Genomic DNA, 16,325 nt, shown 5'->3' on the forward strand with positions numbered 1-16,325 from the left:
TTTTTGATTTTTCATTATCAAAACCCTAAATATCCTCTCGTTTTTTGCCCGCTATTGGTTTATGGGTGTTTTAGCATATAAAACTCCAACGCTTTTTCAAAGAGAAGCGATCGATTAGGAAAACCTTACTAGAAATAGAAAATAAGAGCTTTGCAAGTAAGTGTTTTGGTTGAATCAATAAAGTAAATTTTTTGCTTTCATTATAAAAAAGCTAACCCTACAACATCAAAGAGTGGTAGAAAATAAAGAGCGTTAATCAGATTTTTATGACACCATTTATCCCAAGTGCCAAGGCACTTGGGAAATCTTCCTAAATGGCTTTAAATGAAAATTTATTTCTTATGAGCGAAATTGTGTGGGTTGCCTTTATCCCCAACATAAGCGATTTTGTCGCCTAAAATGTCATAAGCTTGACCAAAGCCTTTCACAAAACGCCCTTCTTTGAAATCCAATGCGATCAAATGGAAATCTTGCATGGTGCGAATGGTTTTAATGCCCCCAGCACCGCCGGTTTTTTCAATGAAAGAATCAAACGCTTTGTCAAACTCTGCCCCTCTTTCAATAAAACGAGCGTTGGTTTTATAACGCAAGCGCTTTCTCAAAATAGCTGATTTAGCCTTGCTCTCGTCTTCTAAAAACATCACTTCCACATTGTGGGGGTTGTTTTTAAGACCCGCAAAATGTTCAGCCACTTCGCTCACATAAATGTAGTATTGTTTGCCATCTGTCATTAAAGGCGCATAAGAGCATACCACATGCCCATTAGGGTGCAAGGTCGCTAAACAAACAGAATCAAAGTCTTTTCTAAAGGCTTTAACTTCTTCTTCCACGCCTTTTAGATCATGGGTTTTTTCCACGCTTTGACACAATTCAATGATAGCGTTTTTGTAGTCTTTGGGGTCTTTAACTTCGTGGTTAAATTCAATCCTTAAAGTTTGATTGTTGTTATAACCAATCACAATGCCTTGAGGATCCACGCTTTTAAAGGCGACATTTTCAGCGTGATGGACTTGCCCGAATTTTTTCAACAAGCCTTTCATGTCTTCTACATGATTAGCGTTCATGTGTTCTATAATACGATTAAGCAAAATATTCTCCTTATTTTTTAAAAATAATGAGAGTATTGTAATCAAAAAAACTAATTTTGAGCTTAATCTTTTGACCGCTTTATTTTAAAATTTTCCTTAAGGGGATAGGGGGCATTTTGCGATAATATCCCCTTTAACCCCCTTAAAAAACCCCCTAACCCAAGAAGACCGCCTTTTTAAGAAACTATCACTTGATTAAAATCAAGCCCCTTTATAATTTTAATTGTAAAAAATACTTAAAGCATTTTTTAAATTCCATTAAAACAGGGCTGGATTCAATCTTTAGCGGAAATTTTGGTTTTGATTTCTATACCTAAAAGTTTAAAGGCGTTAGTTAAACTCAAGCTCACCATTAAACAAATTTTTAAAAGCTCTTTCGCTTTAGGGGTGTCTAAGATCTTACCGGCGTTATAGAAGCGGTGGAATTCTGAAGCGAGGGTTTTTGCGTATTCGCACATTTTTTGCAAGCCGCATTCTTCAAAAGAAGATTCAACCGCCTTAGGCAAGCTTAAAGCGCTAAAAAGCAGGTATTTTTCTTCGGCGTTTAAATTTTTTAAAGGGGTTTGCAAGATCTCTTCTTTAGAGAAAGGCGATTTTTCTAGCATGGTGTGGATGCGTGAATTAGCGTAATGGATATAGTAAATAGGGTTTGAGCTGTCTTGCTTTTTTAAAGTATTGACATCAAATTCTAAATGCGTGTCAAGCCGTTTGCTTAAAAAAATAAATCTTAAAGCGTCTTTGCCCACATCATCAATCACATCTTTAATCAAAATGAAATTACCCGCTCTTTTACTCATTTTGTAAGGCTCGTTATCTTTGAGTAAGCGCACCATTTGAGCGAGCAAGACTTCAAGCTTGTTGGAATCATAGCCCAAAAACTCAAGGCTGGCTTTCACTCTAGCGATATAGCCGTGGTGGTCTGCCCCCCAAATGTTGATATACTTGGTGTAGTTTTGCTTGAATTTTTCATCATGATAGACAATATCGCCGGCTAAATAAGTGTAGCTCTTATCTTCTTTAATGAGCACCCGATCGCTTTCATCCTGATAGAGTGAAGATTTGAGCCAGATTTTAGAATCCTTTTCATAAAGGGCGTTCGCTTTTTCTAATCGTTCAAACACCGCATCTTTATGTTTAAAAATTTGTCTTTCGCTCGCATAGGAATCAAAATGAATGCCTAAAGCGTCTAAATTATCTTTAATTTCTAAAAGCATTAAATCCTTAGCGTAGTCGCTTAAAACTTCAATAATAGTCTCTTCGTTTTCTTTAAAAAGGCTTGGTTCTAAATCGTTGTTCGCCTTTTTAGCGATTTCAATGATGTATTCGCCCTTGTAAAAGACTTCTGGGTAAGTTACGCTTTCTTTTAAAACATGCTCTCTGTAAGCGAGCCATACAGAAAGCCCTAACAAGCGGATTTGAGATCCCATGTCATTAACATAATATTCGCACAAAACTTCATGCCCCAAAAAGCGAGCGATTTTAGCCAAACTATCGCCAAACACCGCCCCTCTAGCATGCCCTATGTGTAAAGGCCCTGTAGGGTTAGCGCTCACAAATTCTAAAAAGATTTTTTGAGAACATTCGCTTTTAACTTGAGAGCCAAATTGTTCTTTCAATTCCAAAGCCTTTTGGGTGAAACGCTCTAAAAAATCTAAAGAAAGCGTGAAATTGATATAGCCCTTACAAGCCACTACGCTGTCAAAAAGCCCTTGAGTTTTTTCATGCGTGCTGATTTTAAGGGCTAACTCTTCAGCGATAACTAAGGGCGATTTTTTAAAAACTTTGGCGAGATTGAAAGCAATGGGCGTAGCGTAATGCCCATGCTCTCTGTCTTTAGGGTATTCAATAATGACTTCTTCTTCTAAAATCTCTTCTAAAACGCCCTTAATGAGAGTGTGCATGTTTAACTTTCTTGTTTGCTTTTAATCTCGCTAGTTTCATGCACCTTGGCTTGTGCTGCTTGAGCGTCTAGGGTTTTTGGCTCGTTTTTAGCCTCTTCTTCATCGTCTTTCACGGCTTTTTTGAAATTTTTAATCCCACTGCCTAAACCCTTAGCCAACTCTGGGATCTTTTTAGCCCCAAATAACAACACAATCACTAATAAAACAATGACCCAATGCCATACGCTTGTGAATCCACCCATATTTTACTCCTTAAACTATTGGTTGGTTTTCTTTGAATTATAGCTTTTTTAAAAAACAATTGATAGGTTTTATAAGGATTCGTTTTTCCAAGCCTTGCATATTTTTTCAAAATTAAACGCTTTTAAGCGATGGACTAAAGTTTTTGCGATGCTTAAGATGATTTCTTTGGATTTTTCCAAATCTTCATTGATGATGAGGTAATCAAAGCTCTCCAAGCACTGCATTTCCTTATAAGCGTTGATCAAGCGTTTTTCTATCGTCTCTTTAGAATCCGTCCCCCTTAAAAGCAAGCGCTCTTTTAAAATCTCTTGGTTTTTGGTGCTAATAAACACAGAGCATGCGTTGGGGTAATGCTTTTTAAGGATCTCATGCCCTTGCACGTCAATATCAAAAATGACGATTTTGCCCTCTTTTAAGGCTTTTTCTACAGGGATTTTGGAAGTGCCATAGTAGTGGTTATGCACGATCGCCCATTCTAAAAACTGCCCTTTTTCTATGCCTTGTTTGAACTCTTCTTCGCTGACAAAATTGTAATGCAAGCCATCAACTTCGCCCTCTCTGGGTTTTCGTGTGGTGGTAGAAAGGGAAAAATGGGTTTTTGGGATTTTTTCTTGCAAATACTTTGTAAGGGTGCTTTTACCCGCTCCGCTAGGGCCTGAAAGGATGAGTAAATTAAAATCATTATGCATTAGGTTTTTTATCCTCTAAAGTGATTTTAATGCTTAAGGTTTTGTTTTCTAAAAGGCTTTTTAAGGACTCTTGATTCAGGCTTTTTAATAAGTCTTGCAAATTCAAGCACAATTCTAGGGGGCTGGAAGTTTTATCGCTTTCTTCTTTTTCTTGCGGGGTTTGTGTGGCGTTTTCATTCTTGGAGGTTTCTGTAACGCTCTCTTTAGGGGTTTGTGTGTCGTTCTCATTATTAGGGGTTTTTGCAACGGCTTCATTCAAAAAGGGCAATTCTTCCCCCATCGCTTTAGCCATCACCGGCTCAGGAATGTCTTCAATGCTTTTGTAATGGTCTTCTTGGGGCGTTTCATCTTGGGTTTGTGGCGTTTCTTTTTCTTGGGTTTCTTTTTCTTGTAAATTTTGCGCACTTTCTTGCATGTTTTCATCTTTGGGGGTTTCGTTTTCTTGGGGTTTTTCATCTTGGACTTCTAATTCTTGGGGTGTTTCATCTTGGGCTTGTGGGGTTTCTTGTGTTTCTTTTTCTTGGGAGATTTCTGCAATCTCTTCTTTTTCTAATCCTTGCGCTTGTGTTTTTTCTGCAACTTCTTGTGTTTCTTCTTTAGGAATTTCTAATTCCTGCGTTTCTATATCTTGCGGTGTTTCTGTGTTTTCTTGGGTTTCTTGGTTTTCTTGGTTTTCTTGGTTTTCCTTTTTATTCTCTTGGTCGTTAGAATTTTCTTGGATTTCTTTGACTAATTCTTGCATGGCTTCTAATTCTTGCGCGCTTGGGGAATCTTGTGTTTTCTCTTGTTTTTCCTCCTTAATTTCTTGCGTTTCTTCTTTGATTGGCTCTTGTTCTTGTATTTCTTCTCTAGGGGTTTCTACTTGTTCTTGCGTTTCTAATTCTTTAGAAACTTCTTCATCTTTGGGGGTTTCAACGCTCCCTTGCGTTTCATCATCTTTGGGCTTTTCTTCATCTTGGGGGTTTTCTGCAACTTCTTGTTTTTCTTTTTCTTTAATTTCTTCTTGCATTTCTTTAACTTCTTCTTTTTTAACCTCTTCTTGCGTTTCTTCTTTAAGAGTTTCTCCTTCTTGCTCGTTTAAAGTGGGGAGCAATTGCTCTTCGTTGTTAGGCTCTTCTTTGGCTAGGGCTTCTAAATCGCCTAGATTTTCCAACTCATCCCAATTGGTTTCTAAAATTTCTTGAGTTGGGTCTGAATTCTGGCTAGGCTCTAGCTCGCTTGCGTTAGAGCCAAGCTTTTTTTGAAAGACTTTCAACATTTCAGTGGGTAAAAAAGGCTTTTTGATTTTCATCTCAAAGCCCTCTAAAAAGGGCTGCGTTTCATTACCCTTTTTATACATGCACACGCTGTTTTTATTTTGAGAGATGGTTTCTTTTAACTCTAGCCAATCCACTTGATCTAGTTTTTCCAAACATTCATCATCGGCTATCAAAAGCCATTCTGGATCTTCTTTAAGGTATGCGGATAACTCTTGATAGTGGTTAAAATTTTCTATAGATAATTCTAATTTCTTAGAAACACTCTCAAGCAGCTTTTCAATCATGGGGTTTTGGTTGAATAGAATCATTTTCATTTTAGGGACTCCTTAATTTACAAGAAACGCTTTTTCAGCCTATCAATTTTCATCGCTTTTTTTAAATTTTTTATTATAATCAAAAATACAGTCAAAAATCCACTGGGTTGGTTATTTTTATCGCATTATTGATAAGGATCATTTGATGTTAAACAAGTTTAAAAAAATCGTTGGCGTGGGTGTGTTAGTGAGCTGTTTAGGAGTTTTGCAAGCTAAAAACAGCTTATTTGTCTTACCTTATGAGCAAAGAGACGCTCTCAATTCTTTAATTTCTGGGATTAGCAGCGCTAGAGAGAGCGTGAAAATCGCTATTTATAGTTTCACGCACAGAGATATTGCAAGAGCCATTAAAAGCGTAGCGAGTAGGGGGATTAAGGTGCAAATCATTTATGATTATGAAAGCAATCACAATAACAAGCAATCCACTATTGGCTATTTAGACAAATACCCTAACACGAAAGTGTGCTTATTAAAAGGGCTTAAGGCTAAAAACGGGAATTATTACGGCATCATGCACCAAAAAGTGGCGATCATTGATGATAAGATCGTGTTTTTAGGCTCAGCGAATTGGAGCAAAAACGCTTTTGAAAACAATTATGAAGTGCTTCTAAAAACCGATGACACAGAGACGATTCTCAAAGCCAAGAGTTATTATCAAAAGATGCTAGAAGGCTGCGTTGGGTTTTAAAAACCCTTTAGAAGTGGTAATTATACCCCACATAAAAGGCAAAAACCCTACGCATTTGAACCCTAAGCGCGTCGGTGGTGTAGTATTTGTTGTTAAGAGTGGGGAATTTAAACCCGATTTCAAATTCATGTTCATCTACGAATAAAGCTTTAAAACCAAAGTTAAAGAGGAATTGAAAAGAGGTGTTATCAACCCTACTACTATTGGTGATGCCTAATAATTCCTGCCCTTTATTACCAATATACCAGCTATTCCCAGCAATCGCAATCCCCCCAAAAACGCCAATATCCACGCCAATATCATCTTGATAAAAACTCCCTTGGAAGAAATTCCATATCGCATCCACGCCCACGCCATAAGTGATCATGTTATTGCCCCCATAATAGCCTTTAGGGTATCTCATGCCATAGCCTTGCCAATCTAAAAAAGCAAAATAGCGCAAACCCAAGACTTTATCCGGATGGAAAAAGTGGTTATAGCCCATGACTAAGCCAATCCCATTAGAACCCATGTTAGTGAGTTTTTTAACGCTATTAATGCTAGTCATTACATTGGTGTAACCGGTTTGATAGCTAGTAACTTCTCTAACTTCGTGAATATCAGTCATTAAATTGATAGAACCTGTTTGGTAATTGAATCCCATATACAAATTTTTTGTCCAAGAAGGGGCAGCGCTTTCTTCTGTAGCCATTAAAGCGTGTGTTAGTAAGCTCACACCAACCAACATTTTTAACAAGGTTCTCAAATTTTATCTCCTGCAAGTAAGTTTTATTTTATTATAGAGATCTAAATTTTACAACAACTTACTCAAAATTAAGCATTTATTCTTTATAAGAGAGTATAATTTAGGGCTTAAAATAACTCAAAAGTAAGGCTAGTGGATGAAAAAAGTGCTTTATTTAGGGGCTGTTGCGTTTGGCGTTATATTCAGCATGGCATCAGCCAATGAGCCAGAAATTGATTTTAACCCTCCTAATTATGTAGAAGAAACCCCCTCTAAAGAATTTATCCCTGAATTGAACAAGTTAGGGAGTTTGTTTGGGCAGGGTGAGCGCCCTTTATTTGCGGACAGGAGGGCGATGAAGCCTAACGATTTGATCACAATCATTGTCTCTGAAAAAGCGAGCGCGAATTATTCTAGCTCTAAAGATTATAAAAGCGCTTCAGGGGGTAATTCCACGCCTCCAAGGCTCACTTATAACGGGCTAGATGAAAGAAAGAAAAAAGAAGCGCAGTATTTAGACGATAAAAATAATTACAATTTCACCAAATCCAGCAATAACACGAATTTTAAAGGCGGTGGCTCGCAAAAAAAGAGCGAAGATTTAGAGATTGTATTGAGCGCTCGAATCATTAAAGTGCTAGAAAACGGGAATTATTTCATCTATGGGAATAAGGAAGTGTTAGTGGATGGGGAAAAGCAAATCCTTAAGGTGAGTGGGGTGATCCGCCCTTATGATATTGAAAGGAATAACACCATCCAATCCAAGTTTTTAGCCGACGCTAAGATTGAATACACGAATTTAGGGCATTTGAGCGATTCCAATAAAAAGAAATTCGCTGCTGATGCGATGGAAACCCAAATGCCTTATTAAAAAGAGCAAAGCCTAGCATGAGAGCGATCGCTATTGTTTTAGCCAGAAGTTCCAGTAAAAGGATCAAAAATAAAAACATTATTGATTTTTTCAATAAACCCATGCTCGCTTACCCCATTGAAGCGGCGCTAAATTCCAAGCTCTTTGAAAAGGTGTTTATCTCTAGCGATAGCATGGAGTATGTTCATTTAGCTAAAAATTATGGGGCGAGTTTTTTGAATTTACGCCCTAAAGTTTTAGCGGACGACAGGGCTACGACTTTAGAAGTGATGGCCTACCACATGAAAGAATTAAAGTTAAAAGATGAAGATATTGCGTGTTATTTGTATGGCACTTCAGTATTTTTACAAGAAAAGCATTTAAGAAACGCTTTTGAAACTTTAAAACACAATCAAAATACGGATTATGTTTTCACATGCTCTCCCTTTAGCGCTTCGCCCTATCGTTCTTTTAGCCTTGAAAACGGCGTTCAAATGGCGTTTAAAGAGCATTTAAACACGCGCACGCAAGATTTAAAAACGCTCTATCATGACGCAGGATTGTTTTATATGGGGAAGGCTCAAGCCTTTAAAGAAATGCGGCCTATTTTTAGCCCAAATTCTATCGCTTTAGAATTATCGCCCTTAGAAGTCCAAGATATTGACACTTTAGAAGATTTAGAATTAGCCAAGCTCAAATACAGCCGTTTGAAAAACGCATGCCAGTAAAAATTTTGTGCGATTATTTTTTAACAAGCGGTTTAGGGCATGTGAGGCGTTGTGAAAAAATCCTTTCTTGTATAGAAAAATTAGGGGTCAAAGCGGATCTTTATCTATATAAGTGCAATAATATAAGCGCTTTTTTAGAGGGTGTTGGCAATGATGATTTTTTGATTACAGACAGCTATTGTTTAAATTCAAAGGATTTTTATCTTTTAAAAGAAAAAGCCAAAAGCCTTATGGTCATAGAAGATAAAGAGCATGCTAAGGGGTTTTACCCCAAAAATACTAAGATCATGAATTTCACGCTGAACGCTTTAAAACACTACCATTATTTATCAAAAGATTATCAGTATTATTTGGGGGCGGAATTTTACCCTGTTGATATTCGTTTTGTTTATGAGCGCCCTATCAATACAGAAAATAAAGAAGTGTTGATCACTCTAGGGGGGAGCGAGCAAAAAACGCTTGAAGAGATAGTCAAAATTTTAGAAAATAAGGGCATGCATTTGCATATCATTTCACCTTATACGCCTAAAAACCCTCCCAAAAACACGCGCTATTACAGCCCTTTAAGCCCTTTAGAGTTCAGTTCTTTGATGAAATTTTGCGCTTGCGCTATTAGCGCTGCGGGCCAAACTCTCTATGAATTGGCCCTTTCTCAAACGCCCTCTCTTATCCTTCCCATCGCTTCTAATCAGATCGTTCAAAGCCAAGAATTTGAGAATTCAGGCATCTTCAAACAAACGAGTTTAAAAACTCTGGCTAAAGATTTTGAAAATTTACAAATTCAAAAAGATCAAGCTTGGGCAAAAACCCTAGCCTTTGGGGGTGAATTAGAGGGCGCATTAAGGGAGTTTTTAGAAATTTGAAAAAAAATTATTCTTATAAAAATATCCAAGCGATTGATTTTGTGCGTTTAAACGATGAAGAAAAATTGTTGGTTTTAGAGTTTCGCAACCACCCAAACACTGCCTTATGGATGTATAGCGCTTTTATTTCTTTAAAAACGCATTTGCAATTCATAGAAGATTTAAAAAATTCGCCTAGCCACCGCTATTTTTTGTTTAAAGAAGAGGGCGTTTATTTAGGGGTTGGCTCTATCACTAAAATCAATTTTTTTCATAAGCATGGGTATTTGGGGATTTATAAAAACCCTTTTTTGAAAAATAAGGGGGGGACTATTTTAAAAACCTTAGAACGCATCGCTTTTGAAGAGTTTCAATTAAATTCTTTGCACTTAGAAGTGATGGAGACTAATCATAAAGCGATCGCTTTTTATGAGAAAAACCATTATGAGTTAGAGGGGCGTTTGAAAGGCTTTATCTCTAAAGATAAGGAATTTATAGACGTTCTTTTGTATTACAAGGATAAGAAAGGATATAGTGATCAATCTCTTCTAAAACTTTAGGGCAAATTTCTAGTTTTAAATCCAGCACGCTTAAAGGCAATTTACAATCTTGTAATTTGACGCGATCTTTTGAAGTAACCAATAAGGAAGTGGCGTTATTTTGATAAAACTCTTTTTCTAAAAGATTCAAATCAAAAGGGGCATGGTCTCTAAAATACAATTTTTTAACCACTTCTTTGGGTAAAAACGCATCAAGCCTGCTAGGATTAGCGATAGCCGTTACTAAAAGCATGCGTTTGGTGGGGTGGGCGATAGAGGTGATTCTTTTATAATCCTTATCTTCTGTAACGACTAAATGGGCTTCTTTATAGCTATTAATACTTTCTCTATACAACCCGCTAGGCAAACAAAAGGGGTAGTAGGGGGGGACTTTGGGTTTTAAAAGCGCATTGAATTGGTTAAAATTAAACCTAAAACCATCGTCTAAAAACACGATTTTTGATCCTAATTCAAGGGCTTTTAAAACGCCTAGCTCCCTTTTTTCGCTCACAATCACGCTCGCTTGTTTTAAATTTAAGGCTAAAAGATAGGCTTCATCGCCCGCTGTTTTTTGAGAAACTAAAATATTTCCTTTAACGCTCACCACCACCAAGCCTTTAGAATCCCGTTGATACCCCCTAGAAACAACCGCCACTTCTTGGTATCTTGGAGCGATTTCTAAAATAAAGGGCGTTTTACCGCTTCCCCCAGCGATCAAGTTGCCTATGCTGATAATGGGGATTTTAAAATCATGCTTTTTAGCGGTTTTTCGTTTAATTGTGGCAATGCATTGATAAATTAAAGAAAAAGGATAGAGCGCAAAAATCAACCCCTTTTGTAAAAGAGTGGGGTCATAAAAATAGCGTTCTAAAAAGGGTTTATCGCTTTTCATTTAGGGTTAAATCGTCTGGCGATAGTGGGTAATTCCAATTTGAAAGCGTTTTTTTGGACACGGCTTATGATGCTTTTCACTAAAATTTCATCATAACCCAATTGAGTGAGCGCTTCTAAATGGATGGGCTTTGTTTGGAATAACGCTTCAATATCTTTTAATAAAGGATCGATCACGCTATAAGGATAGCCCAAATCCTTTTCATCGCTTTGCCCTACAAATAAATCCGCGCTAGGGGGCTTATTTAAAATCTTTTTAGGGATATTCAAATGGCAAGCGAGTTCATAAACTTCGGTTTTAAATAATTCCCCAATCGGGTTAATCGCGCACGCCAAATCCCCAAATAAAGTGCCATAGCCTAGCATCCTTTCGCTTTTATTGCTCGTGCCGATGACTAAAGAATCGCTTTTTAAAGAATAATCGTATAAAAAAGCCATGCGTAATCTTGCGCAAAAATTCCCCTTTCTAGTAAGGCTTGCGTCTTTGAAATGAGAGTCAAAGATGGCATCATAGGGAGCGATAGAATATTCTGTATAGGGGATAGAAAATGTTTCGCACAAATCTAGGGCGTCTGTTTTACTTTCTGGCATGGAAACTGAAGAGGGCATTAAAAGGGCATGGGCGTTTTCTTTAAAAACCTTTTGGCACAGCACCCCAACGACCGCGCTATCTAGCCCCCCGCTCAGCCCGTAAACGACTTTTTTAAAGCCGCGTTTTTGCGTTTCTTTTTCTAAAAAATCGCATAAATAAACGATGAGTTTTTGGTAATCTTTTTGCATGCCTTAAATTATAATAGAAAAAACGCACTGCTTAAGTGAAAAATTAGTTTTTCTTGCTATAATTATCGTTTCACTCCTTTAAAAGTGCTCGTAGCTCAGCTGAATAGAGCAACAGGTTGCGGTCCTGTAGGTCGGGGGTTTGAATCCCTCCGAGCACACCATTTTTTAACATTCTGCATGTTTTTAAACATTATCGCTCCCATTATGGTAAAATAAATACTTGCTTAAACACGCTAGGAGATTTGATTTTGGCATTACCCATTTATTATGATAAAGACATTGATTTAGGCGTTATCCAATCCTTACAAGTGGGCATTATTGGTTATGGCGCACAAGGAGAAGCCCAAGCACTCAATTTGAGGGACTCTAAAGTAAAGGCGCGTATTGGCTTGTATCAAGGGAGTTTGAGCGTTTCAAAAGCAAAGGCAGAGGGTTTTGAGGTGCTAGGAGTCAAGGAATTAGTCCAACAATCGGATGTGATCATGGCGTTACTTCCGGATGAATTGCATAAGGAAGTGTTAGAAAAAGAAGTGATCCCTTTTTTAAAAGAGGGGCAGATTGTAGGCTTTGCTCATGGTTTTAGCGTGCATTTCAATCAAGTCATTATTCCAAAAGGCGTGGGCGCGATTTTAGTCGCGCCAAAAGGGCCAGGGAGCGCTTTAAGAGAAGAATACCTTAAAAATAGGGGCTTATACCATTTGATCGCCATAGAGCAAGAAAGTTCAAAAAATAACGCTAAAGCGGTGGCTTTAAGTTATGCCAAAGCGATGGGCGGAGGGAGAATGGGGGTTTTAGAAACGAGCTTTAAAGAAGAATGCGAGAGCGATTTATTCGGCGAGCAAGCGGTTTTGTGCGGGGGGTTAGAAGCGATTGTGAGGATGGGGTTTGAAACTTTAATTAAGGCAGGATACCCTGAAGAATTAGCCTATTTTGAATGCGTGCATGAAGTGAAATTAGTGGCGGATTTATTGCATTATAAGGGGGTAGAGGGCTTAAGGAAACACATTTCTAACACCGCTGAATTCGGGGCGATTAAAGCTAGAGAACCTATGGGAAATCTGCTAGAAAAACGCATGCAAAAAATTTTAAAAAAGATTCAAAACGGCTCGTTCGCTAAGGATTTTTTACTAGAAAAGAGCTTGAATTACCCCAGGTTAAACACAGAGAGGAAAGCCCTTAAAGAGACGAAAATAGAACAAATTGGGGAAATTTTACGCGCCCCATTCAACCATAAAAAATAAATCATTAAAATAAAAGGAATAAATATGGCAATAGTAGTTACTATCACTTCAGGCAAGGGGGGCGTGGGCAAAAGCACCACGACGGCTAATTTAGCGATCGGACTTGCTGAGAGCGGTAAAAAAGTCGTAGCGGTTGATTTTGACATAGGCCTTAGGAATTTGGACATGATTTTAGGCTTAGAAAATCGCATTGTTTATGATGTGGTGGATGTGATGGAAAAAAATTGCAACCTTTCGCAGGCTTTGATCACGGATAAAAAGACTAAAAACCTTTCTTTTTTAGCGGCCTCACAAAGTAAGGATAAAAATATTTTAGATAAGGAAAAAGTAGCGATTTTGATCAACGCTTTAAGGGCGGATTTTGACTATATTTTGATTGACTCACCGGCTGGGATTGAAAGCGGTTTTGAGCATGCGATTTTGCATGCGGACATGGCGTTAGTGGTGGTAACGCCGGAAGTGAGTTCCTTAAGGGATAGCGATAGGGTGATTGGCATTATTGACGCGAAGTCTAATCGGGCCAAAAGGGGCGAAGAAGTGCATAAGCATTTAATAATCAATCGCTTAAAACCTGAATTAGTGGCAAATGGCGAGATGATTTCTATAGAAGAAGTGCTTAAGATTTTGTGCTTGCCTTTAATTGGGATCATTCCTGAAGACAGCCATATCATTTCAGCGACCAACAAGGGCGAGCCGGTGATTCGCACGGACTGCGAGAGCGCGAAGGCTTACCAACGCATCACCAGACGGATTTTAGGCGAAGAAGTGGAATATGTGGAATTTAAGGCTAAAAAAGGTTTTTTTAGCGCGTTAAAAGGGATATTTTCATGAGTTTGTTTGATTTTTTTAAAAACAAAGGGAGCGCGGCTACCGCAACAGACCGATTAAAATTGATTCTAGCCAAAGAGCGCACCTTAAATTTACCCTACATGGAAGAGATGCGTAAAGAAATCATTGCCGTCATTCAAAAATACACTAAATCTTCAGACATCCATTTCAAAACCCTTGATAGCAACCAGAGCGTGGAAACGATTGAAGTAGAAATTATATTGCCTAAATAGTTTAAAATGAAAAGCCATTTCCAATACAGCACGCTAGAGGATATCCCTAAAGCCTTTGACATTCTCAAAGACCCCCCTAAAAAACTCTATTGTGTGGGCGATACCAAGCTTTTAGAAACGCCTTTAAAAGTGGCGATCATAGGCACAAGAAGACCCACCCCTTACAGCAAGCAACACACGATCACTCTAGCCAGAGAGCTTGCTAAAAATGGCGCGGTTATTGTGAGCGGGGGAGCGTTAGGCGTGGATATTATCGCTCAAGAAAACGCCTTGCCAAAAACGATCATGCTTTCGCCTTGCAGTTTGGATTTCATTTATCCTACGAACAACCATAAAGTGATCCAAGAAATCGCGCAAAACGGCTTGATTTTAAGCGAATATGAAAAGGATTTCATGCCCATTAAAGGCTCTTTTTTAGCGAGAAACCGCCTGGTGATCGCTTTAAGCGATGCGGTCATTATCCCCCAAGCGGATTTAAAAAGCGGCTCTATGAGCAGCGCGAGATTAGCCCAGAAATACCAAAAACCCTTGTTTGTTTTACCCCAACGCCTGAATGAGAGCGACGGCACTAATGAGCTTTTAGAAAAAGGGCAGGCTCAAGGGATATTTAATATTCAAAATTTTATAAACACCCTTTTAAAAGACCACCATTTAAAAGAAATGCCTGAAATGAAAGATGAATTTTTAGAATATTGTGCGAAAAACCCTAGCTATGAAGAAGCGTATCTCAAATTTGGGGATAAGCTTTTAGAATACGAGCTGTTGGGTAAGATCAAGCGCATCAATCACATTGTGGTGTTAGCGTGATTTTAGCGTGCGATGTGGGGCTAAAACGCATTGGAATCGCTGCGCTTTTAAACGGCGTTGTCTTGCCTTTAGAAGCGATTTTACGCCACAACAGGAATCAGGCCTCTAGGGATTTGAGCGATTTATTGAGGGAAAAAAACATTCAAGTGCTAGTGGTGGGCAAACCCAATGAAAGCTATGCGGACACCCACGCCCGCATTGAGCATTTTATCAAGCTTGTAGATTTTAAGGGCGAAATCGTTTTTATCAATGAAGATAACTCTAGTATAGAAGCTTATGATAATTTAGAGCATTTGGGTAAGAAAAATAAGCGGCTCGCTACCAAAGACGGCCGGTTAGACTCTTTGAGCGCTTGTAGGATTTTAGAGCGCTATTGCCAGCAGGTTTTAAAAAATCATTAGGGATAAAGTTCTAATATAAAAAATGCTCAAAGGTATTTTTTACAAGCACTCTTTTTGGGTTAGGGGGATTAAACGCAAAATATTCCTATCTCCTTATGATTTTTATTGTAAAACAAAACAACTAAAACCCCATTTATGAAAATTAAAAGGTTTTAGTCATCAATATTTGATTATAATAAAGTCTAAATTTTTTAATAAAAGGGAGAGCGTCATGTTAGAAAGTTTCAAAAAGGCTATTTGCAGGGTTTTATGCTTGTGTTGTGTGTTTATTGGGGGGGGGGGGTTAATGGCAGAGCCAAACCCTGAAGAGCTTTTTGATTTGGGTGTAAAGAGTAGTGAAGCGAAAGATTTTACTCAAGCTAAAAAATACTTTGAAAAAGCTTGTAATTTAAACTATGGTGGGGGGTGTGGTGCTTTAGGGGATCTATATGATGATGGAAAAGGCGTAGAAAAAAACTTAATAAAAGCCGCTCAACTTTACACTAAAGCGTGTGGGTTAAAAGATGGTGATGGGTGTTTTAATTTAGGGCGTCTATATTATTATGGAGAAGGAGTAGAAAAAGACTTTAAAAAAGCTCTTGCTCTGTTTGAGAAAGCATGCGATTTGAATAATAGTGGGGGGTGTGGTAGTTTAGGAATGCTGTATGAATATGGTCAAGGGGTGGAAAAAAACTTAACAAAAGCCGCTCAATTTTACTCTAAAGCATGCGATTTGAAAGATGGTAGGGGGTGTGGTTCTTTAGGGATGCTGTATGAAAATGATCAAGTCGTAGAAAAAAACTTAACAAAAGCCGCTCAATTTTACTCTAAAGCATGCGATTTGAATAATGGTTTGGGGTGTAAGGATTTAGGGGCGTTATATTATTATGGGGAAGGCGTAGAAAAAGACTTAATAAAAGCCGCTTATCTTTATTCTAAAGCATGCGATTTGAATAATGGTTGGGGGTGTAGTTTTTTAGGGGATCTATATAGAAGTGGGGATGGGGTGAAACAGGACTCAATAAAAGCCGCTCAATTTTACTCTAAAGGTTGTGAGTTAAATAATAGTTTTGGGTGTGGTGCTTTAGGAATGCTGTATGAATATGGTCAAGGGGTGGAAAAAAACTTAACAAAAGCCGCTCAATTTTACTCTAAAGCCTGCAAATTAGGAAGTCAAAAGGCATGCGAGATACTCAAAGAATTGAAATAAGGGACAAAAAACATGCGATAGCCTCACCTAGAAACTATCCCGCAAAAGCCCTATTTTAGGGGGTTAAGAGCATCGCCAAAATGCCACCTA

The 16,325-nt window shown here is 38.2% G+C and carries 19 protein-coding genes and 1 tRNA gene; 12 read left to right on the forward strand and 8 right to left on the reverse strand.

Annotation, left to right across the window (positions count from 1 at the left end):
• Positions 1–332: 332 nt before the first annotated feature.
• From H7O61_RS01005 to chePep, 5 genes are all read right to left on the reverse strand, one after another.
• Positions 333–1,088, reverse strand: coding sequence for a HugZ family heme oxygenase (locus H7O61_RS01005; RefSeq protein WP_000934618.1), 756 nt, complete (start codon positions 1,086–1,088; stop codon positions 333–335).
• Positions 1,089–1,363: 275 nt separating this feature from the next.
• A complete protein-coding gene (gene argS / locus H7O61_RS01010) occupies positions 1,364–2,989 on the reverse strand; it encodes an arginine--tRNA ligase (RefSeq protein WP_187874876.1) in 1,626 nt (541 codons plus the stop codon).
• A 2-nt stretch (positions 2,990–2,991) separates the two neighbouring features.
• A complete protein-coding gene (tatA, locus tag H7O61_RS01015) occupies positions 2,992–3,231 on the reverse strand; it encodes a twin-arginine translocase TatA/TatE family subunit (RefSeq protein ID WP_187874877.1) in 240 nt (79 codons plus the stop codon).
• A gap of 69 nt (positions 3,232–3,300) precedes the next feature.
• Positions 3,301–3,921 (reverse strand): guanylate kinase, encoded by a 621-nt coding sequence (gene gmk / locus H7O61_RS01020; protein WP_000551229.1) that lies wholly within the window; start codon positions 3,919–3,921, stop codon positions 3,301–3,303.
• The gene (gene chePep / locus H7O61_RS01025; protein WP_187874878.1) at positions 3,914–5,494 is read right to left on the reverse strand and encodes a chemotaxis regulatory protein ChePep; all 1,581 of its coding nucleotides are present in this window, start codon (positions 5,492–5,494) and stop codon (positions 3,914–3,916) included. The genes gmk and chePep overlap by 8 nt, the downstream gene beginning before the upstream one ends.
• A 145-nt stretch (positions 5,495–5,639) precedes the next feature.
• Between chePep and H7O61_RS01030 the strand changes: the two genes are divergently transcribed.
• Positions 5,640–6,182 carry a phospholipase D-like domain-containing protein gene (locus H7O61_RS01030; protein ID WP_000932510.1) on the forward strand — a complete coding sequence of 181 codons (543 nt, stop codon included), beginning with the start codon at positions 5,640–5,642 and terminating at the stop codon, positions 6,180–6,182.
• 7 nt (positions 6,183–6,189) lie between these two features.
• Here H7O61_RS01030 and H7O61_RS01035 read toward each other — a convergent pair whose 3' ends face one another.
• Entirely contained in the window at positions 6,190–6,927 is a 738-nt protein-coding gene (locus tag H7O61_RS01035) for an outer membrane protein (protein WP_001259609.1), read from the reverse strand.
• 136 nt (positions 6,928–7,063) lie between these two features.
• Between H7O61_RS01035 and flgH the strand changes: the two genes are divergently transcribed.
• Genes flgH through pseH form a run of 4 tightly spaced genes read left to right on the forward strand, consistent with a single transcriptional unit; the run spans position 7,064 to position 9,886 of the window.
• Entirely contained in the window at positions 7,064–7,777 is a 714-nt protein-coding gene (gene flgH / locus H7O61_RS01040) for a flagellar basal body L-ring protein FlgH (RefSeq protein WP_187874879.1), read from the forward strand.
• 17 nt (positions 7,778–7,794) lie between these two features.
• A complete protein-coding gene (pseF, locus tag H7O61_RS07945) occupies positions 7,795–8,484 on the forward strand; it encodes a pseudaminic acid cytidylyltransferase (RefSeq protein WP_187874880.1) in 690 nt (229 codons plus the stop codon).
• Positions 8,475–9,347 carry a CMP-N-acetylneuraminic acid synthetase gene (locus tag H7O61_RS07950; protein ID WP_231623813.1) on the forward strand — a complete coding sequence of 291 codons (873 nt, stop codon included), beginning with the start codon at positions 8,475–8,477 and terminating at the stop codon, positions 9,345–9,347. Before pseF ends, H7O61_RS07950 begins: the two co-directional genes overlap by 10 nt.
• Positions 9,344–9,886 carry a UDP-4-amino-4,6-dideoxy-N-acetyl-beta-L-altrosamine N-acetyltransferase gene (gene pseH, locus H7O61_RS01055; RefSeq protein ID WP_187874881.1) on the forward strand — a complete coding sequence of 181 codons (543 nt, stop codon included), beginning with the start codon at positions 9,344–9,346 and terminating at the stop codon, positions 9,884–9,886. The genes H7O61_RS07950 and pseH overlap by 4 nt, the downstream gene beginning before the upstream one ends.
• On the opposite strand, the gene H7O61_RS01060 is transcribed toward pseH, so the two are convergent.
• Both H7O61_RS01060 and H7O61_RS01065 read right to left on the reverse strand, forming a co-directional pair.
• Positions 9,819–10,757 (reverse strand): tetraacyldisaccharide 4'-kinase, encoded by a 939-nt coding sequence (locus H7O61_RS01060; RefSeq protein ID WP_187874882.1) that lies wholly within the window; start codon positions 10,755–10,757, stop codon positions 9,819–9,821. The genes pseH and H7O61_RS01060 overlap by 68 nt on opposite strands.
• Positions 10,754–11,536, reverse strand: a complete 783-nt coding sequence (locus H7O61_RS01065; RefSeq protein WP_187874883.1) for an NAD+ synthase — start codon at positions 11,534–11,536, stop codon at positions 10,754–10,756. Before H7O61_RS01065 ends, H7O61_RS01060 begins: the two co-directional genes overlap by 4 nt.
• Before the next feature lie 84 nt (positions 11,537–11,620).
• Between H7O61_RS01065 and H7O61_RS01070 the strand changes: the two genes are divergently transcribed.
• The 7 genes from H7O61_RS01070 (at position 11,621) to H7O61_RS01100 (ending at position 16,235) form a co-directional block, all read left to right on the forward strand.
• Positions 11,621–11,697, forward strand: a tRNA-Arg gene (locus tag H7O61_RS01070).
• A gap of 87 nt (positions 11,698–11,784) precedes the next feature.
• Complete coding sequence (gene ilvC, locus H7O61_RS01075) at positions 11,785–12,777, forward strand: ketol-acid reductoisomerase (RefSeq protein WP_187874884.1); 993 nt, start codon at positions 11,785–11,787, stop codon at positions 12,775–12,777.
• Positions 12,778–12,801: 24 nt separating this feature from the next.
• Positions 12,802–13,608: a septum site-determining protein MinD gene (gene minD / locus H7O61_RS01080; RefSeq protein ID WP_001019055.1), complete on the forward strand. Its 807-nt coding sequence runs from the start codon at positions 12,802–12,804 to the stop codon at positions 13,606–13,608.
• Complete coding sequence (gene minE / locus H7O61_RS01085) at positions 13,605–13,838, forward strand: cell division topological specificity factor MinE (RefSeq protein WP_000051414.1); 234 nt, start codon at positions 13,605–13,607, stop codon at positions 13,836–13,838. The genes minD and minE overlap by 4 nt, the downstream gene beginning before the upstream one ends.
• Before the next feature lie 6 nt (positions 13,839–13,844).
• Entirely contained in the window at positions 13,845–14,645 is an 801-nt protein-coding gene (gene dprA, locus H7O61_RS01090; RefSeq protein ID WP_187874885.1) for a DNA-processing protein DprA, read from the forward strand.
• Positions 14,642–15,046, forward strand: coding sequence for a Holliday junction resolvase RuvX (gene ruvX, locus H7O61_RS01095; protein ID WP_079295303.1), 405 nt, complete (start codon positions 14,642–14,644; stop codon positions 15,044–15,046). Before dprA ends, ruvX begins: the two co-directional genes overlap by 4 nt.
• A gap of 286 nt (positions 15,047–15,332) precedes the next feature.
• Complete coding sequence (locus H7O61_RS01100; protein ID WP_079340575.1) at positions 15,333–16,235, forward strand: SEL1-like repeat protein; 903 nt, start codon at positions 15,333–15,335, stop codon at positions 16,233–16,235.
• The last annotated feature ends 90 nt before the right edge of the window (positions 16,236–16,325 follow it).

The sequence above is a fragment of the Helicobacter pylori genome, assembly GCF_014496965.1.
GTDB classification, from domain to species: Bacteria; Campylobacterota; Campylobacteria; order Campylobacterales; family Helicobacteraceae; genus Helicobacter; species Helicobacter pylori_CZ.